This is a genomic window from Bradyrhizobium septentrionale (assembly GCF_011516645.4).
GTDB classification, from domain to species: domain Bacteria; phylum Pseudomonadota; class Alphaproteobacteria; order Rhizobiales; family Xanthobacteraceae; genus Bradyrhizobium; species Bradyrhizobium septentrionale.
Genome location: NZ_CP088285.1, coordinates 2739420 through 2761211 on the forward strand (window position 1 = coordinate 2739420; position 21792 = coordinate 2761211).

The following is a 21792-nucleotide window of genomic DNA, read 5'->3' on the forward strand; positions in this document are numbered from 1 at the left end:
CCTAGCACATCGGCGCAAATGAAACGGCGGCGCGAAATTCCGCGCGGCGGCTATTCCGCGGCTTGCAGCATCACCGGCTGCGGCACGCGCGCGATCCAGCCATCGATGAAACGCTTCAGCCAGGCGCGCTCGGCGGCATCGTGCACGGCGCGCTCAGTGAAGTGCAGATGGCCCGGTTGAGCGCCCGGCGAATCCATCCGCACACACCCGCGTGTGGTCCAGCGATGCATCATCGCGTAGGTCACGTCGGGATGGAATTGCAGGCCGAAGGCGTTGCCGAACTGGAACGCCTGCACCGGGAAATCATCGCCCGCGGCGAGCAGCTCCGCGCCGTCGGGCAATCGAAATCCTTCGCCATGCCAGTGATAGACGCGCGCCGGCCAGTCCGGGCACAATGCGCGGCCCGCCGCCGAAGGCCTGATCGGGTAATAGCCGACCTCGACCCGGCCTTGCCGATGCGGCGCGACGTCGGCGCCGAGCTGCCGCGCCAGCATCTGGGCGCCGAGGCAGATACCCAGGAACGGGCGCTGCTCGCGCAGCGGGATCGCGATCCAGTCGATCTCGCGCCGCACATAGTCGTCGGGATCGTTGGCGCTCATCGGGCCACCGAAGATCACCGCGCCGGCATGCGCCTCGAGCGTGTCGGGCAGCGCATCGCCGAAGCGCGGACGGCGGATATCGAGGGGGTAGCCCAGCGCGCGCAGCGCGTTGCCGATCCGGCCGGGCGTCGATGTCTCCCGATGCAGCACGATCAGCACCGGCCGTAGCAACGCTTGGTCCGCCGGCGTGACCGCGGCCGGCCTTCGGCTCGCGAAGGGCACCACGACACGGCTTTGGTCAGACCGGAACGACATTGCCTCTGCTTGAAGATTTGGCCTCTGCTTGAAGATTCGGCACGTAAGGCGCGATCATAGCTAAGCGGTCGTTAACATCGTGTGAGTTTGCGCACACCCGTGCGAAGCAAATCGCGGGCCAGAAACAGCCTTAACAGCGATGCTGGGGGTGTTTTGGAAGCTCTACCGCTTGCGCAGCTGAAAACCGCCGACCGCGGTCAGGATGAAGGAGCGCGGAAACAGCCGGAGCAGGAACGGCACAAGCTTGATGAAGGCGCCGGGCAGCACGGCGCGCTTGTTGGCCATCAGGCCGCGATAGGCCTGGCGGGCGACCTCCGCCGGCGCAACGTTGAGGATGGCAGAATCGAATCCGGGGGCAAAGCCGGCGCGGTCCTGGAACTCGGACGGCACCGGACCCGGGCAAACCACGGTGACGCGCACGCCCTTCGGCGCCAGTTCACAGCGCAACGCCTCGGAAAACGACAGCACATAGGCCTTGCTGGCATAGTAAACCGCCATGCCGGGGCCCGGCAGGAATCCGGCGATCGAGCCGAGATTGAGGATGCCGCCGCGATTGCGGATCAGCTGGTCGGCAAAGCGCAGCGTCAGATCGGTCAGTGCCCGGATGTTGACGTTGATCATATTGAGCTGTTCGGCACGGTCGCGCTCAACGGCAAGGCCGAACAGGCCGAAACCGGCATTATTGACCAGATATTCGACCTCGACCCCTGCCTCGGTCAGGGCCTGCGCGATCCGATCGCCGGCATCGGGTTGCTGGAGATCACAGGGGATCACGATCGGCGCCGTGCCGCCCTTGGCCCCGAGCTCGTCGGCGAGCACCTTCAGGCGATCGGCGCGCCGCGCCACCAGCGCCACGCGGTGGCCATTTGATGCAAACACGCGCGCCAGTTCGGTGCCTATGCCCGCCGATGCCCCGGTTATCAGCGTCACACGCTCAGCCACGATCAAACTCTTACTGCAAATTCTAGTGAGGTCCCCAACAGGTCGACGAGAGCATAGGCATGCGGTGGGACGCAAGCCGTGTGTAAGCTTGTGGACAGCGGCTAGGCGCTGGTTTGGCAATGAAACGCCAGATTTTCAGTCGGATTGCCCGCAATCGCGGCGGACATTAAAGTTTCGTCATCCGAGACGCCGGAAACGGGCCTCCGCTTGCGCGCCGGCCATCGTGTCAGATTGCCGCGTCCGCGGTGCCCCAGGGGCCTTTTGGCAGCGCCGCCTGCTTCTCGGCGACCCGATGCTTGAGGTCGATGCGGTCGCGCGAGGAAATGCCGAGCAGATCGGCGGCGCGCCAGACCACATTGTCCTCGAACTCGCTGACCTGGCCGTCGGCATAGACCAGCTCCCACATCATCTCGACGATGCGCAGCCGTCCCTCCTCGTTCACCGAGCGCATGATCACGCTGGTAAAGTGATAGAGATCCACGGCTTCGCCCTCGACCCGCATGGCGGAGGCGATCAGCTTGTCGGCGGTGCCGGGATCGAGCTGAAACCGGCTCTCGATCAGGCTGTGCAGCTTGCGCTTTTCGGCCACTGTCGGTTCGCCGTCGAGCGAGACGACATGCACCAGCAGCGCGGTCGCCGCCAGCCGATAATCGCCGTCGTCGAAGCTGCGGTCGGCCTGTGCATCGGGGGAGACGATATCGGCAATGAATTGGCGGAGTCCGTCGAGCATCGCTCTCTCTGTGGAATGAAGCCTGTTTGATCTGAGCATGATCGGGATCATGCCCTGTTGAAATCTATATGGCGTGGAAACAGAACCGGCGCAATCCGCGCGGGTTCCCGCAGCGGCATTACGTTTCGGCAAGCATTACGTTTCAGCAATATGACTACGGTATCTCGTACACCACGAGCTTGTCGGCAATGCCGCGCAACGCCGCTTCCTTCTGGATCGGCTTGATCGCCTCGCGATCGAGAATGCCCGCGACCTCCGCCGATTCCATCACCGGCTGGGTCAGGTGGATTTCCTGCGACGTCGACAGGCTCTGCACCCGTGCCGCGATATTCACGGTCTGGCCGAAATAATCCTGCCGCTCGTTCAGCGTCACCGCGAGGCACGGTCCCTCATGGATGCCTATCTTGACGATCAGATCTTCCTTGCCGCGCTCGGTGTTGAGCTGCTTCATCGCGGCGCGCATGCGCAGGCCCGCCGACAAGGCGTGCTCGGGCCGGATGAAGGTCGCCATCACGGCGTCGCCGATCGTCTTGACCACAGCGCCGTGCTCGGAGGCGATGATCTCGAGCAGCGCGTGGAAATGCGCGCGCACCAGATCGAACGCGGCGAGATCGCCGACCCGCTCATAGAGCGCGGTCGAGCCCTTCAGATCGGTGAACAGGAAGGTCAGCGCGGTGATCTTCAGCCGCTGGTCGACGGTGAGATTGTCGGCCTTGAACACATCGCGGAAGGTCTGGTTCGACAGCATCCGCTTTGCGGTCAGGATCGGCTTGCGCTTGCCGAGCAATTTGTGCAGTGGATCGCCCGCGATCCATACCGACGGCAGCACGCGAACGTCGGCATGATTCTCCAGCGAGAGCCGCAGCGGTCCAGGCCGCATCGTCGAGGTGCCGGTCGGCGCATGCGACTGGTTGAATGCGATCGAGAACTGCTGGCGATCGGTGGTGGGCTCGCCTTCGACGGCAAAGAAGTGCGCCGAATGCGTCACCGGCTCGAACACGATGACGAATTCACTGGGCAGATTGAGCGACAGGATCGCCTTCTCGCCGGGCGGCAATTCGAGCCCTTCCAACGTCACCTCGTTGATCAGGGTCGACACCGAGCTCTCGTCGAACTCGATCCCCGAACTCCAGAATATCTGCCGGAAATATTCCCAGATCGGCAGCGTGTTCGGCTCGTGCGCGGCAATGCGACGGACCCGCGGGCTGACGGTGAAGGCAACCTCGACCAGCTCGTCGACGGACGCCTCGTAACCGGCTGCGCAGAGCGCGCAATTGTAGTCGTCATGGCGCAGCGACTTCAGCGTCGAATGCGCATCGAGCACGCCGCCGCACCCCGGACAGAGCACGTTCCAGCTCATGTCGAACAGGCCAAGCCGGGAGGCATGCAGGAAGCCGGAGATCACCTGCTCCTCGTCGAGCCCGGTGCGGCGCGAGAAATCCAGAACGTTGATGCGATTAAGCTCGCGATCATGGCCGTCAGTGATCAGTTGCTGCATGGCATCGACGACGGCCGGATCGGTCGTCTGCCTGAGGACTGCGAAATGGGCCTGCGTATCGCTCATGGTGAGCACCTAGGTGAGCATTGGGACACCGCCGCGCAAGGTTAGCGCGGCTTGATCGTAAACACCGGGGATCGGTTCGGCTGTGTCGTCACCACGCCGATCGGAACCACTGGATCCTTGTCGGCCAGCGCGACGCGGAACGCGCCGATAAGCTTCGCAAGCGCAAGCGTCGCCTCGACCAGCGCGAAATGCGCGCCGATGCAGACCCGCGCGCCGACCCCGAACGGCAGATAGGCGAAGCGATCGGGCGGCGTCTCCGTCATGAAACGCTGCGGCACGAACGCGTTCGGCTCGCGCCACAGTTTTTCATGCCGGTGCAACAGCCACGGCGCGATCAGGATCACGTCATGCTTCCTGACCGAACGACCCGCGATAGTATCGGGCCCGCCTGCCGCGCGCGCGATCAAAAACGCCGGCGGATAGAGCCGCATGGTTTCATCGACCACGGCGCGGGTGAATTTCAGCCGCTCGATGTCGAGCACGCCTGAGCTCGCCGCACTCCCGACTTCTGCTGCCAATTGCTCCTGGGTCTCGGGATCGAGCGCCAGCAGATAGAGCGCCCAGAACAGCGCGGTCGCGGTCGTCTCGTGGCCCGCCAGGATCATGGTGGCGACCTGGTCGCCGAGCTGGGCGTCGGTGAAGGCCTGGCCGGTTTCGGGATCGCGCGCGGCACCCATCAGGTCGAACAGGTCGCGGGCCGGCGCGTTGTCATCCTTGCCGGCGGCGCGGCGCTCGGCCATCAGCATGCCGACAAAAGCAGTCCAGCGCTTGCGGAAACGGGCGCGCCGGAAATCCTGCGGGGTCGGCCAGCTCAAGGGCAACACCAGGTCGAGCATATGCGGCCGCGCCAGCGTGTTGCCATATTCCATCACGAAGTCGCGCAGCGCGGCACCGTGCCGATCCATGCCGAACGAGAACATGGTGCGGCCGGCGATCTCCAGCGTCATGCGCTGCATCGCCTCGCGCAGATCGACGGGACCGCCGCTCGCGGCCTTCAGCTTGGCGATCGTCTCGTCGACTGCTGCAATCATGGAGGGCACCAGCGTCGTCACCGCGCGCGGCGTGAACGCCGGTGCCAGCGTGCGGCGCTGATGCTTCCATGCCCGGCCCTCGGCGATCAGAAGTCCCTCGCCCAGCATCGGACGCAGCACGCGCAGCCCGGCCGGCGTACGGGTATAGTTCTCGTAATTGTCGACCAGCACGTGGCGGATCGCATCCGGCGTGTTGAGAATGAAGCTCGAGTGCCGGAGGAAGCGGCCCTGGACGATATCGTCCTCATAGGCGCGCTGCCCCCAGGTCTCGATCGGCGAGTTGCGCATCACCCGCATCCGCTGCAGCGCGGTCATATCGTCGGGCGCGCGCGGCGGCGCCGGCGGGACCAGGGGCCGCCGCGTGACCGTGATGTCGTAGACTTCGGCTATGCTCATGGTCCTCGCTTCCTGCCTCACGCAACGGCCGATCCAGCCACGCGATCCCGGCGCCATGAAGGCGCGCGGACCTTCACCAGACCTAATAAGTCAGCTCGGCGACCGCAATGCGATTCTCCAATGCCGGCCAGGTCCGCATCACGATGCGCTCCTGGTTGAAGATTCCTTGCCGTCGAACAGCACGATATCGCGCGGTAGTCCGAAATAGCCGCGCGGCCGCGACATCAGCACGATGGCGCCTGCGCCGGCATCTGCGGCGAGCTGCGGCCGCGCCGCGCGCAGATGCACGATCTCGGACGAGCGCGGAAACGGCGAGCGATAGATGTGCGTCGTCATCGCATCGGGCGAGGTCAGCACGAATTCGAGCGGCCAGGACGGATCGACCTGCGCCGGACCCCAGCGGCCGTCGGCGCCGGTCTGCGAGCTGTGCAGCGGCCCGCCCCTGCGCTCGCCGGTCTCCGCCGACACATGGTAGATGTCGACCGTGGCGCCCGGCACCGGACGGTTGGTCTGCACGCCGCCGGGCGTGCCCGTGACGAGGCCGCTCAGCCGCACCGCCGTCTCCGGCACGATCTCGATCCGCGACGGCTCGTGCCCCGCGATGAACCGGTAGATCTCGCGAAACGCCCGTGGATGAAACCCGGTCTCGCGATGGTCCACCGCGCCGAGCACCAGGTTGGTCGCGCCTTTCAGCGCCGGGCCTTCCGCCGTGACATTGGTCGGCGTGCCCGGCTTGCCGACGAAGCGGCCGTCGGCTTGCGCATATTTGTCGAGACCATCGCTGCGCAAGGTCAGGAATGCGGTGCCAACAGTCACTTCGCTGTCGCCGTCGTTCAGGGCGCGCAAGAACGGACCGCGTCCATTGAACTCGTTGCCGAGACCGTCATCCCACGCATACACACCGTGATTGGGCGTGCCGCACAGCACCGCGTGGCTGACGTCGCCGCCGCCACCGTTCTTGATGTAGTTGCGGATCGCATTGCCGCCGCGGGAATTGCCGACCAGCGCGATGCGCGCGGCGCCGCTGCGCTGCTTGAGCTCCCTCACCGCCTCGGCGAGCTCGCGGTGCTGGTCCTCGGTCGAGGAGCGGTTGGCCTGCTCGACCTTGTCGTCGGTGCGCGCCAGCGGGTCGGTGAAATTGAGCGCGGCCAGGCGCTCGCGCGGCACGCCGTTCGTCTCCATCCGCCAGAGCGTCGTCATCCAGAGCGGCGCGTGATCGCCATTGCCCTGCACGAACAGGATCGGCGGGATGTCGCCGGCCGGCGCCGGCTGCGCCAAGGCCGACTGAGCCAGGGCCGGGGCGGCAAGCCGGCCCGCCAGCAGGGACAGCGCGCCGGCCCCTTGCAGAATTCTCCGCCGCGACAGCGCCATCGATTCCCCTTCCCCAAGCCTTTCAGGGCTTTAGCTGTGCCCTACGCCCGCCAAGGATACCGTAATTGCTGGACAGGACACGCGTTTCGCGGGCATCAGTTGATGCTGCCGGAATCATTCAACAAGCTATAGCAGGCCAAGCGGAACCGGATATGACCGAAGCGCGGAAGCGTCCCGACAGTATCACTGCACCGTTGCGGCATTCAATCTTCAGGCGAATCTGGCTCGCCAGCCTGCTCTCCAATCTCGGCATCCTCATCCAGGGCGTCGGCGCCGCCTGGGCGATGACGCAGATGAGCTCGGAGGCCGACAAGGTCGCCCTGGTGCAGACCGCGCTGATGCTGCCGGTGATGCTGATCTCGATGCCGGCCGGCGCCATCGCCGACATGCATGACCGCCGCATCGTCGCGCTGGTGTCGCTGGCGATCGCGCTGGCCGGCGCCACCACCCTGACGGTGCTGGCCTGGCTCAATCTGGTGACGCCGAACATCCTGCTCGCGCTGTGCTTCGTCGTCGGCAGCGGCATGGCGCTGTTCGGTCCGGCCTGGCAATCCTCGGTCAGCGAGCAGGTGCCGTCGGAGACGCTGCCTGCCGCGGTCGCGCTGAACGGCATCAGCTACAACATCGCGCGCAGCTTCGGCCCCGCGATCGGCGGCATCGTGGTGGCCTCCGCAGGTGCGGTGGCGGCCTTCGCGGCCAATGCCGTGCTGTATCTGCCGCTGCTCGTCGTGCTGTTCATGTGGAATCGCGTCAGCGAACCGTCGCGGCTGCCGCGCGAACGGCTGAACCGCGCCATCGTCTCCGGCGTGCGCTACATCACCAACTCGCCGTCGATCAGGATCGTGCTGACCCGCACCATGGTGACCGGCATCATCGGCGGCTCGGTCTCGGCGCTGATGCCGCTGGTGGCGCGCGACCTGCTGCATGGCGGCGCGCAGACCTACGGCATCATGCTCGGCGCGTTCGGCATGGGCGCCGTGATCGGCGCGCTCAACATCAGCGAGATCCGCAGCCGGCTCAGCGGCGAAGCCGCGATTCGCGCCTGTGCGCTGTCGATGGGCGCGGCGATCGCCGCAGTCGCCCTGAGCAAGGAGCCGGTGATCACCGCCGCAGCACTGGTGGTTGCCGGTGCGGCGTGGATGCTCGCGGTCGCGCTGTTCAATATCGGCGTGCAGCTCTCGGCGCCGCGCTGGGTCGCCGGCCGTTCGCTGGCGGCCTTTCAAGCCTCGATCGCCGGCGGCATCGCAATCGGAAGCTGGGGCTGGGGACGTATCACGGATTTGGGCGGCGTCGAGATGGCGCTGCTGATCTCCGCCGGCTTGATGCTGCTGTCGCCGCTGCTCGGCCTCTGGCTGCGGATGCCGCCGATTGGCGCGCGCAACGAGGACGCGACGGAAGCGCTGGCCGATCCCGAGGTGCGGCTGCAACTTTCTGGACGTAGCGGGCCGCTGGTGGTCGAGATCGAATACCGGGTGGCGCAGGAGAATGCCCGCGCCTTCCATAATGTGATGCAGGATGTGCAGCTCAGCCGGCAGCGCAATGGCGCCTATGGCTGGTCGATCGCGCGCGACATCGCCGATCCCGAATTGTGGACCGAGCGCTATCATTGCCCGACCTGGCTCGATTTCCTGCGCCAGCGCAACCGCGCCACCCAGATCGAACGCGAACTGCACCAGAAGGCGGCCGACTTCCACATCGGCGCCGAGCCGGTCCGCGTGCGCCGGATGCTGGAGCGCCCGTTCGGATCGGTGCGCTGGAAGGACGAGACCCCGGACCGCGCCGCCAAGGAGGTGATCCCGGTGGTCGCGACCGCGGCGGGAAGTAGCACCTGATCCGGCGACCGCCCCGCAATCGCCTCTCCCCACGACGGGGCATCGCAACGGATCTGGCCCTCGGCCGGACTGCCGGCTGATCTCATCGAGCCGATCAAGGCGGCGCCACCCGGCGAGTCGCGTCACCGCGTCGCTTGGTAAATTTGAGCGCCGACGCCTAGACTTGCGGCCAACATAGAAAACGACCGACCCACCCAAGGGCCGTTCACCTCGGGAGAACACCATGATCACACGAACCAAGGACAAGACTTCCAGTCGTCGTCGCTTTCTGAAAGCGGCTGCGGCAGGCGCTGCCACCGCCGTCGTCGCCCCGACCGTCGTCAGCGCCCAAGGGCCGATCAACATGCGCTGGCAGAGCACCTGGCCCTCGAAGGATATTTTCCACGAATACGCCCTCGACTACGCGAAAAAGGTCAACGACATGACCGGCGGCGATCTCAAGATCGAGGTGCTCCCGGCGGGTGCCGTGGTGCCCGCGTTCGGCTTGCTCGACGCGGTATCCAAAGGCGTGCTCGACGGCGGCCACGGCGTGCTCGTCTATCACTACGGCAAGCAGACGGCGCTCGCCCTGTGGGGCTCGGGACCCGCTTTCGGCATGGATGCCAACATGCTGCTGGCCTGGCACAAATACGGCGGCGGCAAGGAGTTGCTCGCCAAGCTGTACGAGTCGATCGGCGCCAATGTCGTCTCATTCCCCTACGGACCGATGCCGACTCAACCGCTCGGCTGGTTCAAGAAGCCGATCTCCAAGACCGAGGATCTCAAGGGGCTCAAATTCCGGACGGTCGGCATCTCCATCGACCTGTATTCGGCGCAGGGCGCCGCGGTCAACGCCTTGCCGGGCGGCGAAATCGTCTCGGCAATGGACCGCGGCCTGCTCGATGCGGCCGAGTTTAACAACGCCACGTCCGATCGCGTGCTCGGATTCCCCGACGTCTCCAAGATCTGCATGCTGCAGAGCTACCATCAGAACGCCGAGCAATTCGAGATCACTTTCAACAGGACGAAATACGATGCGCTGCCCGACAAGATGAAGGCCATCATATCGAACGCCGTCGAAGCGGCTTCGGCCGAAATGTCATGGAAGGCGATCGATCGCTACTCGAAGGACTACATCGAGCTGCAGACCAAGGATAACGTCAAGTTCTACAAGACGCCCGACAGCATCCTGAAGCAGCAGCTCGTACTCTACGACGACATCGTGAAGAAGAAGGCTGCGGAAAATCCGATCTTCAAGGAGATCCTGCAATCGCAGATCGCCTTCGCGAAAAGGGCTTTGCAATGGGAGATGGATACAGTGGTCAGCCGCCGCACGGCGTTTGAACACTATTTTGGCGCCAACGCGGCGGCCAAGAATATCTGATCCTGCTTGCCGCAAGGCGACATCCAGGGCACGACCCGGATGGCGCTTTGTGCCATGGCACTGTCTAGCGCCGGGTGGTCGTACCACATGAGCGTCCAGGGTTTTCTGTACTCGATTGATCGCCTGAGTACCTGGGTCGGCAAGGCCGCAGCCTGGCTGATCATCCTGTTGATGAGCGTCGTCTGCGTCGAAGTGTTCAAGCGCTACGTCATGAACATGCCGACGGCGTGGATCTTCGATCTCGACAACATGCTGTACGGCACGCTGTTCATGCTCTGTGGCGGCTACACGCTGGCGCAGAACGCCCATGTCCGCGGCGACTTCCTCTATTCCTCGATGCGGCCGCGCACCCAGGCCTCGCTGGACCTCGTGCTGTACATCGTTTTCTTCCTGCCCGGCATCGCAGCGCTGATCTATGCCGGCACCTTCTACGCTGCGGACTCCTGGCGGATCGCCGAGCACTCCAACGTGACGGCGGATGGCCCGCCGATCTACCACTTCAAATCGGTGATACCGATCGCCGGCGCGCTGATCATGCTGCAGGGGCTGGCTGAGATCGTGCGCTGCATCGCGTGCCTGAAGACGGGCGAATGGCCGGGCCGGCTCGCCGACGTCACCGAGATCGATGTGGTCGAACAGCAGCTCGCGCAAAGCGAATATGTCGATGAGGAATCGCGCAAGCTCGCCATCGAGGGCGCGCAGCGGATCGACGAAATGGCACGGCAGCGCGGCATGGGCGGGGACGTGAACACATGAGCGATCCGGCACTCGGTCTGTTGATGCTGGCGCTTATCGTCGTCGTCATCATGATGGGATTTGCCACGGCCTTCACGCTGATGGGGCTGGGCATGTTCTTCGGCTTCATCGCCTTCTACGACCCGGCGCAGCACTGGACGCAGAACCGCGTCTTCGAGCTGATGGTCCAGCGCACCTACGGCGCGATGACCAACGACGTGCTGATTTCCATCCCGCTGTTCGTGCTGATGGGATACGTGATGGAGCGCGGCGCGCTAGTCGACAAGATGTTCCATTCGATCCAGCTCGCGTTCCGCCGCATGCCGGCCTCGCTCGCGGTCACGACCCTGATCGTCTGCACATTCTGGGGGATCGCCAGCGGACTGGTCGGTGCGGTGGTCGTGTTGATGGGCGTGATCGCCTTCAATCCGATGCTGCGGGCCGGCTATGACGTCAAGCTCGCGTCCGGCGTCATCACCGCCGGCGGCACGCTCGGGATCCTCATCCCGCCCTCGGTGATGATCATCGTCTATGCGGCGGTTGCCGGACAATCCATCGTCAAGCTGTACGCGGCCGCGATGTTCCCGGGCTTTTTCCTGGCCTTCCTATACCTGGTCTATATCGTGGCTTGGGCACTGATAAATCCAAAAATCGCTCCGCCCTTGCCGGAGGAGCAGACCCGGGTCGAGGTCCCTGCCTGGATCACCAGATTTGAGACGCTCTATTCGCCCAACCTGTTCGTCGCCCTGCTGAAGGCTCTGATTTCGCCCGGCAAGGCAAGGAGCGTCGAGTTCGACGGCAAGCCGATGAGCTATCGGGCGATCTTGCAGAATGGCCTGGTTGCGCTGGTGCCGTTCCTGTTGACCGCTGGCACGCTGTCAACCGTCTGGTGGTACGTCGTGATCCACCAGCAGGCGGCCGCGGCATCGGGAGCGGTCGAGGGTCTGGAGCAATTGGGCAGTGCCGTATCGGCGGAACCGACGCGCGCCGACAAGGGGCCGGACTTCCAGTTCTATCTCTGGTTCGCCGTCAGCGCGGCTATCCTGGCCCTGTGGACCGCGCGTTCCTATTGGCGCATGAACGGCGAGCGCTTCGAGGTGCTCAAGCTCCTGACCTCGTCCGTGATGCCGCTCGGTATCCTCACCGCGGTCGTGCTGGCCGTGATCCTGTTTGGCATCACGACCGCGACCGAGTCCGCTGCTGTCGGCGCCGCCGGCGCTTTCCTCCTCGCCGTGCAAGCCCGCACGCTGGACTGGAAGCGCACAAAGGAAGCGGTGTTCCTGACCGCCAAGACCACCGCGATGGTGTGCTGGCTGTTCGTCGGCTCCGCACTGTTCTCGGCGGTGTTCGCCATCCTCGGCGGTCAGGCCCTGCTGGAAAGCTGGGTGCTCTCGCTCAACATGACGCCCGTGCAGTTCATGATCCTGTCGCAGGCGATCATCTTCCTGCTCGGCTGGCCGCTCGAATGGACCGAGATCATTATCATCTTCGTGCCCATCTTCCTGCCCATGCTGAAGCACTTCAACATCGACCCGATCCTGTGGGGCACGCTGGTGTTCGTGAACCTGCAGGCGGCGTTCCTTTCGCCGCCGGTTGCCATGTCGGCGTTCTACCTCAAGGGCGTCGCACCAAAGCACGTCACACTCAACCAGATCTTCGCCGGCATGATGCCCTACATGCTGATCGTGATCCTTTGCATGGTGATCATGTATCTCTGGCCGGGGATGACGCTGTGGCTGCCGAACTACCTCTATGGCGGCTGAGGTGTGATAACGGCTTTTACTGCCCGTGATCGATCAGCGTCTGCTGGCACGCCTTGCTCAGCCGGGCGCGATTTTGCTTCAGGCAGGCCAAAACGACCTGATCGCCCTCGCTGAGATGGGCGCGGCAGAACCGCGAGGCATCGCGTGAGCAGGCATCACGCCCCTGCTGCTGTGCCGAGGCGGCCGACGTCAACAGAACCAGCGGAACGACGGCGAACAGAAATCGGGTCATCTTTCAAAGCCTCTACAAAAGCGTTTTCGAGCGAAGCCTGTCCCGCACTTGATGCGGGATGGGTACCGGTTCGCGTAAAGAAAACGCGTCAATACAAGAACCTGGAGCCCCGTTCCGATTCCATCGGAACGGACAAAGGCTCCAGCGAATGCGCCGCTGGTCTATAGCGTTTCAGTGCCGCGGAGAAGCTTGAAACGGCGGAGCGAGCCGGCTCCGCCGGAGACGGCCGCCCGGGGACGGCCTGCGTCTCGTCGCCGCAGGCCTGCCCGCTGCGATCCGGCGCCAATCACTCTGCGGCGGCCGTGCGCTGTGCGGCGAGATCGCGATCCAGCCGAGATCCCGAACATTCCGGGGATCACCGCCTGCATGGTCAATAATCGCTTCCAGCTGAGCGGCGGCTGGGTAAGGACCGCTTTTTCTTGCCGTTCCGGCGCCGTGTTGGGATCGCGTTAAGACCTTGTTGGCATTAATCGCTCGTTACGGCTGTGGCGTATCCCGAGTTCCGAGAGAGTAGAAGCGATGCGTAGTGCGTTGGGCCTGATGCTGGCCAGTGTTGTAACGGCGATCGTGATCGCCGGTGTGTGGTTCTGGACCTCCTCCCCGCGTGCCGACGCGGCTCCTCCGCAAACCACGGCCGCAGCCAAGGCCGAGCCGCTTCCGGCGGCGGCGAAACAGGCCGCCAGGGACGATGTCGAGACGACCGCCGCGCTGTCGAAGCGCGCCGATGCCACCCAGGCGGCAGCCCCGGCCGCGGCCCCCGCGCCGGCGCCGATGCCGGCTCCCGTCGCGGCCGCACCCAAATGCGCCAACCCCGATGCGCTGGGCATCAGCCGCACCGTCGTGGTCGACACCAATGGCGGCCCGGGCTTCGGCTTCCTGCAGTACAAGCAGTATGACTTCCTGACCGACAAGGAGGTCGTGCTGACCTTCGACGACGGTCCGTGGCCGACCACGCCCGCCGTGCTCAAGGCGCTGGCGGATGAATGCACCAAGGCGGTGTTCTTCCCGATCGGCCTGCACACCACCTATCACCCTGACATCCTCCGCCAGGTCGCCGCCGCCGGCCACACCATCGGCGCCCACACCTGGTCGCATGCGCATCTGGCGAACAAGAAGCTCACCGAGCAGCAGGCCAAGGACGAGATCGAGAAAGGCTTCAGCGCGGTGAAGCTGGCGCTGGGCGCCAACCCGGCCCCGTTCTTCCGTTTCCCGGCACTGGCGCATACGCCGGCGACAACCGCCTATCTCGGCACCCGCAACATCGCGATGTTCTCCGTCGACGTCGACTCCAACGACTTCAAGTCCAAGAGCGCGGACGAGGTGATCAACAACGTGATGACCAAGCTCGACAAGGAGCACAAGGGCATCATCCTGATGCACGACCTGCAGAAGCACACCGCGCAGGCGCTGCCGACGCTGCTGCGCAAGCTGAAGGCAGGCGGCTACAAGGTGGTCTGGATGAAGGCCAAGACCCAGCTCGAGACGCTGCCCGAATACGACGCGATGATGGCGAAGACCGAGAAGCCGATCGCAACGGGCCGGCCAATCGGCAACGTCGTGCAGACGGTCGCCGAGTAACGCAGCGGACGCACTCTCAACGCAAAGCGCCCCTGGATCCGATCCAGGGGCGCTTTCGCTTTCTGATCGCAGCCACCTTCTGCTGGTCCGCCACGGCCGGACGACGTTGAACGCTTATGCGCCTTCGAGAGTGGCACCATCACGCCCGGTGGCTGCGGCTCCCACCAAAATATCGAAAACAACCCCATGCAAAGTAGCAAGAGAGCATCGCACTTAGGGCGCATTGGATTGATTTTGCTCGAAATTTCTTGCGCGATTCTTAAAACGGACCACGAAAAGGACCACAGAATTGCGGGGTTGCCGAGGATAAATCGCGTGTTTGAACGTTGCACAGAACGACTAGACCGAGCGGCATGCAGCGATGAAGCGGCGCGATCGCTAGGCTTGTTAGCTGATCCGCAGCTTCGCTCGCTCGTAGATCTGTACTTCGGCCTGATGCAGAAGTTCCACTACATCCGCGAATCGCTCCCGATCGATTGCGTAGCTCAACCGCTCTCAGTGCACGACGAGGTAGTAGGTGTCGCCGTAGTCTCCGATTCCGCGCTGAACTTGGCGGTGGCGCATTGAACCGTACTCTTCTCACGCCCCTGCGGACTCGATGTAAACAGACGTTCGCTCGGGGACATCTCGGCTGAACTCGCCCGGGTCGGCTTTACCAGGGAGAGCGGTAAGCCATATGCCTCCACGGCAATTGCCCGTATGCTTGGCGAGATCAAGACGTGATAAGCGGCCGCAATGGTCAGGGTGGTCGTAGTTGTACGAGTCGGGGGCGGAATGCTCGATAAATCAGTACGTTGGATGACGCTTGAGGAGCTGGAGCGACATCTCTGGCAGGCTGCGGATATCCTCCGCGGTCACGTCGATGCGGGGAAGTTCAAGGACTACATATTCGCTCTCTTGTTCTACCGGCGCCTCTGTGACGTGTGGGACGAGGAATTTGAGGTTCTGCTGGCTGAGACTGGAGATCGGGAGGAGGCTGCCGATCCCGACGAGCACCGCTTCCATGTTCCGCCGCAGCATCACTGGACCGCTGTTAGGAAGCACTCCACCCAGATCGGCCAGCATTTGAACAACGCCTTCGCCGCTATTGAAGATGCCAACCTGCGTCTTCGCGGCGTGTTCGGTGACGTGGACTTTGCCAATCAGGAACGCTTCCCCGACGCCCGACTGGAGAAGCTGCTCGCCCACTTCGAGAAACACCGGCTGCGGAACAGGGACGTCCCGCCTGACATGCTAGGCGACGCCTACATGTATCTGATCGAGCAGTTCGCGGAGGGCGCAGGCAAGAAGGGCGGCGAGTTTTATACCCCGCGGCAGGTCGTAAAGCTGATCGTCGAGTGCCTCGATCCCCAACCCGGTATGTCGATCTACGATCCAACCTGCGGCTCGGGTGGCATGCTGCTGGAGGCGGTCCAGCACCTGAAGCACAAGGGTCAAGACCCGCGCAGCCTGTCGCTCTATGGGCAGGAGAAGGAATTGGACACTTGGGCCATCGCCCAGATCAATCTGTTCCTCCACGACATCGACGACGCTTTCATTGGCAAAGGCGACACCATCCTCGACCCCAAGCGATACGACCCCCGTGCGCAGGAGTTCACGCCCGGCGTCGGCGCCTACGACAGAGTGATGGCCAACCCGCCCTTCTCGCAGAAGGTCTGGGGTCACGAGGTTTGGGTCAACGGCGATCCGTTCGGTCGTGATGTGTACGGAGTGCCGCCCAAGGGCTACGGCGACCTCGCCTTCGTTCAGCACATGATCGCCTCGCTAAAGGACGACGGTATGCTGGGCGTTGTGGTGCCGCATGGCGTGCTGTTCCGGGGAGGTGCCGAGGGCCGCATTCGCGAGGGCATGTTGAAGGCCGACATCATCGAGGCGGTGATCGGGCTGGCGCCTAACTTGTTCTATGGTGCGGGCATACCGGCCGCGATCCTGATCGTCCGGAAAGCCAAACCCGCCGAGCGCAAGGGCAAGGTGCTGGTGATCAACGGCGACGCCACTTTCACATCGGGCAAGGCACAGAACCACCTGACCGACGCCAACGTGCGGATGTTAACGGATGCCTTCCATGGCTTCGTCGACATCGAGAAGCTGGCGCGCGTCGTGCCGGTGGTTGAGATCGCGGCCAACGGCTTCAACCTGAACATCAGCCGCTATGTCCAGACCGGCGCGGATGCCGAGGCTGTTGATGTGGCGGCCGAGGTCGCCAAACTCCACGACCTGATCGCCAAGCGCGACGAGGCAGAGGCGGTAATGTTTGGACACCTGAAAAGGCTCGGCTATGTCGAGTGAGGTGCCGAAGGGCTGGCTCCCAGCAAAACTGGGAGAGATAGCTGCGCTATCCGGCGGCACGACGCCGTCGAAGTCCAACGGCGCATATTGGACTCATGGGACGGTGCCGTGGGCGACACCATCGGATGTCACCTCGTTGCCTTTGGGGCAAACTCGGATAGCCACCACCGAAGCACAAGTTTCCGAGCGTGCGCTGAAGGAGTGCTCGCTCAAGCTTAATCCACCGAATACCGTCCTGATGACGTCGCGAGCGACCATCGGCTACGCGGTGATCAATGACATGCCAATGGCCACCAATCAGGGCTTCCTGAACTTTGCCTGTTCGAGCGACTGCGTCCCCGAATTTCTCTGTCACTGGCTAAACGCGAAGAGGGACTTGCTGACGGCGGCGGCGGGCGGAAGCACCTTTAAAGAGTTGAGCAGAGGCACCGCGAAACTGCTGCCAATCCTCCTCCCCCCGGTCGATGAGCAGCGGCGGATCGCCGAGGTGCTGCGGTCGGTAGATGAAGCCATCTTGGCAAACAGAGCATCAATAATGCATATGTCCCGCGTGCGGGCTGCTACGCTTCACGCCGCGTTTGAGGAGTCTGCTTGGGAACCTGTGAAGCTCGGAGACCTTGGCCGATGGTCGAGTGGAGGCACACCTCCCAAGGCTGATCAATCTCTCTGGAACGGCGACGTTCCGTGGATTTGTCCTCGCGATATGAAAAGTCCGGTCGTCACTCGCGCTGAAAGTACCGTGGCTGAAAAAGCGATTGGGGGCGCGTGTAAGATGGTTCCGAACGGAACGCTGCTCCTTGTCGTACGGGGGATGATCCTCGCGAAGGCGATTCCCACTGCCACAACGGCGATGGCTGCCACTTACAATCAGGACATCAAGGCGTTTCATCCAAATGGTCGAGCTATCCCGAAGTTCGTCCAGCTGTGCCTGCAGCATCAAGAGCACGGTCTACTCAAGCAGGTGAACACGGCTACCCATGGGACCAAGAAGCTGGATGCTCATACCATCGCGGAAGTCGAAGTCCCCCTCCCTGATCTTCCCACCCAGATCGAGCTTTCGCAGACCATCACCGACATGGATTTGGCAATGGTGCGGTCAGGTGAGGAGCATATCCGTCTCGTCCGCATGAAGGCGGCTCTTCAGTCAGACCTCCTCTTCGGCCATGTGCGCGTGCCCGCATGAGCGAATACCGCCTCGCCGAAAAGCCCGCGCTCGATGCCCTGATGGCGATGGGTTACGTCGCGCTTCATCCCGAGGCGGCGATGGCGATGCGGCAGGAGGCGAACCGCGTCCTGCTGAAGCCCGTGCTGATCGAGGCTCTCCAGGCTTTGAACGAGGGGATGGGAGTCGAGGATGCCAAGGCGATCTACAGCGACCTCTCCACCTTGTCGGACGGTGAGGAATGGCAGCGGCGTCTGCGCGGTGCCTATTCCCGGCGACTGAAAGGCGAGGCCAAGGAGAAGCCGGTCGCTCTGATCGATTTTAAGCGGGCCGATAGGAACTGCTACCACGTCGTGCGTCAGTTCAAAGTTGAGGCGCAGCGGTCGCGGATCGCTGACCTTGTGGTATTTGTGAACGGCATCCCGCTGGTTGTGATCGAGGCCAAGTGTCCATTGAAGGCGGCGGACCGCTCTGGTCAGGCGTTCGAGCAGATCAAGCAGTATGAGCGCGACATCCCGCGCCTGTTCTATCCCAACGTCTTCAACATCGTCACCGACGGCATGGCGACGCTATATGGCGCGACCGGCGCCCCGTCGGAGTTCTTCGCCCCGTGGCCCGATCCGTGGCCGCGCTCGCGCGACGAGTTCGCCGACGACTTGACCAAAGACCTGTGGTGTCTGCTGGAGCCGTCGCGGCTGCTCGATCTCTTGGCCCACTTCATCGTCTTCGAGGCTGACCCCGACAACGGGCGGCGGATCAAGAAGGTTTGCCGCTATCAGCAGTTCCGGGCCGTTAACAAAGCGGTGAACCGCGTCGTCGAGGGGAGCAAGAAGAAGGGCCTGATCTGGCACACACAAGGCTCGGGCAAGAGCCTGACGATGGTGTTCCTTGCCCTGAAGCTGAAGACCCATCTGATGCTGGACGCGCCGACGCTTCAGAACCCCAACATCCTCGTTCTGACCGACCGGATTGATCTGGATGACCAAATTTCCAAGACCTTCGTCGCCTGTGGTCTACCCAACCCGAAACAGGCGGCTTGGGTGGGCGAACTGCGCGAGGCCGTGGCGCGTGGCGGCTCAGGCCAAATCCTGCTTTCGACCATCTTCAAGTTTCAAGGCTCCGACGAGCCGATCCCGAACTCAGAGGACTGGATCGTGCTGGTGGACGAGTGCCACCGCACGCAGGAGAAAGACCTCGGCGCCTTCCTTCAGGCGACCCTGCCTGACGCCCGCTACTTCGGCTTCACCGGCACACCCATCAAGAAGGCCGACAAGGACACCTATGCTCGCTTCAGCGAGCCGGGCGAGACCTACCTCGACAAATACGGGATCGACGACGCCGTGCGTGACGGCGCCACCGTGCCGATCCTCTACGAGGGTCGGAAGACCGAATGGTCGATCAACGAGGCCGAGATCGACATCGTGTTTGACCGCTGGTTCGTCGATCTATCCGACGAGAAGCGCGAGAAGTTGAAGCAGAGGGGCGTCAGCCTCGCCCTGATCGCCAAACACCCCGAACGCATCCGGCTAATCGCCCGCGACATCTGGGAGCACTTCAAGCAGACCTGCCGCCCGGATGGCTTCAAGGCACAGATCGTCGCCATCGATCGTGAGGCCGTCGTCCTCTACCGCGCTGCCTTGGTCGAGGTGATAGCCGCCGATCTGGCGAAAGGTGGCATGGCTGAGGCGGATGCGGCGTCGAAGGCTGACCGGATGATCGCCTGTGTCTTTTCCAAGAGCCAAGAGGACGACAAGCCGAGCGAAGACCCGGACGTAGAAGCCATCCGCACCGCGCTGCGCGCCTATTACCTCGACGCCGAAGGGGAGAAGGTCGCCAAAAAGGCGTTCAAGGGCAGCTCTGACGAGCCGAGCTTCCTGATTGTCTGCGATAAGCTGCTGACCGGCTTCGACGCGCCCAACGAGCACGTCATGTACCTGGACAAGCCGCTGCGCGAGCACGGCTTGCTGCAGGCCATTGCTCGCACCAATCGCACCTGCTCGATCAAGGGGCCAGATGGCACGGCAGTCGAGAAGCCGCACGGCCGGATCGTGGACTACATCGGCATCACGCAGCACCTCGACGACGCCCTGTCCTCCTATCGCGCCGAGGATGTTCAGAATGCCCTACGCGACCTCGATCTCCTGCGCCGTGATATGCGTGAAGCCCATGCCCGGTTCATGCGCCAGCGACGGCTGATGGGCCTCGACGGCATGGATGAGAAGGCGGCCACCTATGCCGCTGAGAAGCTAGTCTCCAATGGCCGCGAGGATGATTGGTTCGAGCTTCAGCGGTCGGGTCGTCACTTCGTGCGGACCTACGGCGACCTGTCACCCGATCCCGCGATCCTCCACTTTACCCAGGATATGAAGTGGACGGCGACATTCCTGAGGTTGGCCCAGCAGGCGATTACTAAGGACGAAAGTCTCGACTACCTGACCTACTCGGGCAAGATAAGGGACATGCTGCAGGATCACGTCCGCGCCACCGGCCTGACCACGACCGTCCGCCTCCGCAACATCACCGATCCTGACTTCAAGGACGACTTCCGAACCGAGGAGAAGTCAGAGGAAGAGCTTCACGAGGCGTTCGTGCGCAAGGCCGCTGAACTGAAGCGCGTCACCCGCGAACTGGTCGACAAGAACCCCGCCCAATACGGCCGCTTTTCCGAGCGGGTGCTGGAGATCATCCGCCGCTTCGAAGAAGGCCAGATCGCCGCCGCTGAGGGGCTCAAAGACTTCGAAGACCTGACTAGCGGGATCACGACCGAGGCGGGCGCCCATGACGAACTGGGCATGGACGAGCGCGCCTTCGCCATCCTGCGGATCATGGAGCCGCACGCGCCAGAAGGAGATCGGGCGCCTCTGCAAACGGTCGCCGTAGAAATCGGTGATCTCTATGCCAAGGCCCAAGCCAGCCAGCCGTCATGGTTCTTCATGGATGGATACAAGAAGCAGTTGCGGCGAGAAGTCCGCGGTCTGTTGCGTCCGCTTGTCTTGAACGACACCAACGTCCTCGGGGATGAGATCGAGGATTACGCGGTCCACGCCTATGCGGGAGTCCGCTGATGGGAGTGGTTCGTATCGGTCAGACCAAGGTCTCTTACGCCCTTCGACGGTCCGCCACCGTCTCCGAGCGACGTATCACCGTCACGCCGGGTCGCGTCGAGGTTCTGGCCCTGACGAGTGATGACGATGACGAGATCGATGCGTTCTTGAGGCGGAAGCGGCGGTGGCTGTTCAATGCCCTACGTGAGGTCGACCTGTATGCCGCCCGTCGCCCCCTCGTCCCTCGTTTTGCGACCGGTTCCAAGATCCCGTACCGGGGGCGGATGGCGCGTCTGACTGTCCGGCGGCATGATGGAGCGCATATCGAGATCAGCTACCACCGCGGATTTGTCGTCGATGTTCCGTCATGGGTCGGAGCAGATCATGACGCTGCGGTTGCCACCGAAATCTCTGTCTGGCTCAAGCAGCGAGTTCGCCGCGATGTCCGAGAGATTGCCTCTGCGTACGCGGCTAAGTTCAACCTCCAGCCTCGCTCGATCCGGGTCGCCGATATGAAAGGCGGATGGGGATCGTGCGGTCCCGCCGGCAATCTAACGGTCAACTGGCTGCTCGTTTTCGCGCCGAGATCGGTCCTAGAGTACGTGGTCGCCCACGAGTTGGCGCATCTTAGGCACCGCTCGCATGGGAGGGCCTTTTGGTCCTTTTTGCGGTCGATCATGCCCTCGTATGAAAAGCCCAAAGCCTGGCTCGATGTCCATCAGGCATCACTCGACGCTGAGTTTCTTCGGACAGTTGGATTCCGTTGAGACGATCGAAGGCGGGCTTGTGGGACCGGGTAGCTGCTTCCGGTATGCTTGAAGAAAGGTCGAAGCATTGCTTTAAGCACAGGCCAAGCATCAAATTGGCACGTACACCCGACTCGCTCAGATGGCACAGCCAGTTCGC

The 21792-nt window shown here is 63.3% G+C and carries 15 protein-coding genes and 1 pseudogene; 9 read left to right on the plus strand and 7 right to left on the minus strand.

From position 1 onward, the window contains the following. Window positions 1–50: 50 nt before the first annotated feature. From HAP48_RS14765 to HAP48_RS14790, 6 genes and pseudogenes are all read right to left on the minus strand, one after another. The gene (locus tag HAP48_RS14765) at window positions 51–854 is read right to left on the minus strand and encodes a glutamine amidotransferase (protein WP_166213183.1); all 804 of its coding nucleotides are present in this window, start codon (window positions 852–854) and stop codon (window positions 51–53) included. Window positions 855–1016: 162 nt separating this feature from the next. After that, window positions 1017–1796 carry an SDR family NAD(P)-dependent oxidoreductase gene (locus HAP48_RS14770; RefSeq protein ID WP_166213182.1) on the minus strand — a complete coding sequence of 260 codons (780 nt, stop codon included), beginning with the start codon at window positions 1794–1796 and terminating at the stop codon, window positions 1017–1019. Window positions 1797–2022: 226 nt separating this feature from the next. Next, window positions 2023–2526 carry a tellurite resistance TerB family protein gene (locus HAP48_RS14775; protein WP_166213180.1) on the minus strand — a complete coding sequence of 168 codons (504 nt, stop codon included), beginning with the start codon at window positions 2524–2526 and terminating at the stop codon, window positions 2023–2025. A gap of 154 nt (window positions 2527–2680) precedes the next feature. Continuing rightward, window positions 2681–4090, minus strand: coding sequence for an adenylate/guanylate cyclase domain-containing protein (locus HAP48_RS14780; protein WP_166213178.1), 1410 nt, complete (start codon window positions 4088–4090; stop codon window positions 2681–2683). Window positions 4091–4131: 41 nt separating this feature from the next. After that, a complete protein-coding gene (locus HAP48_RS14785; protein WP_166213176.1) occupies window positions 4132–5517 on the minus strand; it encodes a cytochrome P450 in 1386 nt (461 codons plus the stop codon). Window positions 5518–5599: 82 nt separating this feature from the next. After that, window positions 5600–6888, minus strand: a pseudogene (locus HAP48_RS14790) (hydrolase). A gap of 152 nt (window positions 6889–7040) precedes the next feature. On the opposite strand from HAP48_RS14790, the gene HAP48_RS14795 reads away from it, so the two are divergent. The 4 genes from HAP48_RS14795 (at window position 7041) to HAP48_RS14810 (ending at window position 12581) form a co-directional block, all read left to right on the plus strand. Further along, window positions 7041–8720, plus strand: coding sequence for an MFS transporter (locus tag HAP48_RS14795; protein WP_166213174.1), 1680 nt, complete (start codon window positions 7041–7043; stop codon window positions 8718–8720). 223 nt (window positions 8721–8943) lie between these two features. Beyond that, window positions 8944–10083 carry a TRAP transporter substrate-binding protein gene (locus tag HAP48_RS14800; RefSeq protein ID WP_166213172.1) on the plus strand — a complete coding sequence of 380 codons (1140 nt, stop codon included), beginning with the start codon at window positions 8944–8946 and terminating at the stop codon, window positions 10081–10083. Between the two features lie 87 nt (window positions 10084–10170). Continuing rightward, window positions 10171–10839, plus strand: coding sequence for a TRAP transporter small permease subunit (locus tag HAP48_RS14805; protein WP_166213170.1), 669 nt, complete (start codon window positions 10171–10173; stop codon window positions 10837–10839). Then, complete coding sequence (locus HAP48_RS14810; protein WP_166213168.1) at window positions 10836–12581, plus strand: TRAP transporter large permease; 1746 nt, start codon at window positions 10836–10838, stop codon at window positions 12579–12581. The genes HAP48_RS14805 and HAP48_RS14810 overlap by 4 nt, the downstream gene beginning before the upstream one ends. Before the next feature lie 16 nt (window positions 12582–12597). Here the strand turns inward: HAP48_RS14810 and HAP48_RS14815 are convergent, their stop codons facing one another. Then, window positions 12598–12813 (minus strand): hypothetical protein, encoded by a 216-nt coding sequence (locus HAP48_RS14815; RefSeq protein ID WP_166213166.1) that lies wholly within the window; start codon window positions 12811–12813, stop codon window positions 12598–12600. Window positions 12814–13332: 519 nt separating this feature from the next. On the opposite strand from HAP48_RS14815, the gene HAP48_RS14820 reads away from it, so the two are divergent. The 5 genes from HAP48_RS14820 to HAP48_RS14840 all read left to right on the plus strand — a co-directional run bounded on the left by HAP48_RS14820 (window position 13333) and on the right by HAP48_RS14840 (window position 21653). Beyond that, a complete protein-coding gene (locus HAP48_RS14820; protein WP_166213164.1) occupies window positions 13333–14391 on the plus strand; it encodes a polysaccharide deacetylase family protein in 1059 nt (352 codons plus the stop codon). Window positions 14392–15165: 774 nt separating this feature from the next. Beyond that, window positions 15166–16680, plus strand: coding sequence for a type I restriction-modification system subunit M (locus tag HAP48_RS14825; RefSeq protein WP_166213162.1), 1515 nt, complete (start codon window positions 15166–15168; stop codon window positions 16678–16680). Beyond that, window positions 16670–17863 (plus strand): restriction endonuclease subunit S, encoded by a 1194-nt coding sequence (locus tag HAP48_RS14830; protein ID WP_166213160.1) that lies wholly within the window; start codon window positions 16670–16672, stop codon window positions 17861–17863. The genes HAP48_RS14825 and HAP48_RS14830 overlap by 11 nt, the downstream gene beginning before the upstream one ends. Further along, a complete protein-coding gene (locus HAP48_RS14835; protein ID WP_166213158.1) occupies window positions 17860–20907 on the plus strand; it encodes a type I restriction endonuclease subunit R in 3048 nt (1015 codons plus the stop codon). The genes HAP48_RS14830 and HAP48_RS14835 overlap by 4 nt, the downstream gene beginning before the upstream one ends. After that, window positions 20907–21653: a M48 family metallopeptidase gene (locus tag HAP48_RS14840; RefSeq protein WP_166213156.1), complete on the plus strand. Its 747-nt coding sequence runs from the start codon at window positions 20907–20909 to the stop codon at window positions 21651–21653. Before HAP48_RS14835 ends, HAP48_RS14840 begins: the two co-directional genes overlap by 1 nt. Window positions 21654–21792: the final 139 nt, after the last annotated feature.

What these genes read in the sequence shown, in the direction of transcription:
- HAP48_RS14765 (WP_166213183.1), bottom strand. Translation starts at nt 854, where the DNA reads ATGTCGTTCCGGTCTGACCAAAGCCGTGTCGTGGTGCCCTTCGCGAGC.
- HAP48_RS14775 (WP_166213180.1), bottom strand. Translation starts at nt 2,526, where the DNA reads ATGCTCGACGGACTCCGCCAATTCATTGCCGATATCGTCTCCCCCGAT.
- HAP48_RS14780 (WP_166213178.1), bottom strand. Translation starts at nt 4,090, where the DNA reads ATGAGCGATACGCAGGCCCATTTCGCAGTCCTCAGGCAGACGACCGAT.
- HAP48_RS14785 (WP_166213176.1), bottom strand. Translation starts at nt 5,517, where the DNA reads ATGAGCATAGCCGAAGTCTACGACATCACGGTCACGCGGCGGCCCCTG.
- HAP48_RS14795 (WP_166213174.1), top strand. Translation starts at nt 7,041, where the DNA reads ATGACCGAAGCGCGGAAGCGTCCCGACAGTATCACTGCACCGTTGCGG.
- HAP48_RS14800 (WP_166213172.1), top strand. Translation starts at nt 8,944, where the DNA reads ATGATCACACGAACCAAGGACAAGACTTCCAGTCGTCGTCGCTTTCTG.
- HAP48_RS14805 (WP_166213170.1), top strand. Translation starts at nt 10,171, where the DNA reads ATGAGCGTCCAGGGTTTTCTGTACTCGATTGATCGCCTGAGTACCTGG.
- HAP48_RS14810 (WP_166213168.1), top strand. Translation starts at nt 10,836, where the DNA reads ATGAGCGATCCGGCACTCGGTCTGTTGATGCTGGCGCTTATCGTCGTC.
- HAP48_RS14815 (WP_166213166.1), bottom strand. Translation starts at nt 12,813, where the DNA reads ATGACCCGATTTCTGTTCGCCGTCGTTCCGCTGGTTCTGTTGACGTCG.
- HAP48_RS14820 (WP_166213164.1), top strand. Translation starts at nt 13,333, where the DNA reads ATGCGTAGTGCGTTGGGCCTGATGCTGGCCAGTGTTGTAACGGCGATC.
- HAP48_RS14825 (WP_166213162.1), top strand. Translation starts at nt 15,166, where the DNA reads ATGCTCGATAAATCAGTACGTTGGATGACGCTTGAGGAGCTGGAGCGA.
- HAP48_RS14830 (WP_166213160.1), top strand. Translation starts at nt 16,670, where the DNA reads ATGTCGAGTGAGGTGCCGAAGGGCTGGCTCCCAGCAAAACTGGGAGAG.
- HAP48_RS14835 (WP_166213158.1), top strand. Translation starts at nt 17,860, where the DNA reads ATGAGCGAATACCGCCTCGCCGAAAAGCCCGCGCTCGATGCCCTGATG.
- HAP48_RS14840 (WP_166213156.1), top strand. Translation starts at nt 20,907, where the DNA reads ATGGGAGTGGTTCGTATCGGTCAGACCAAGGTCTCTTACGCCCTTCGA.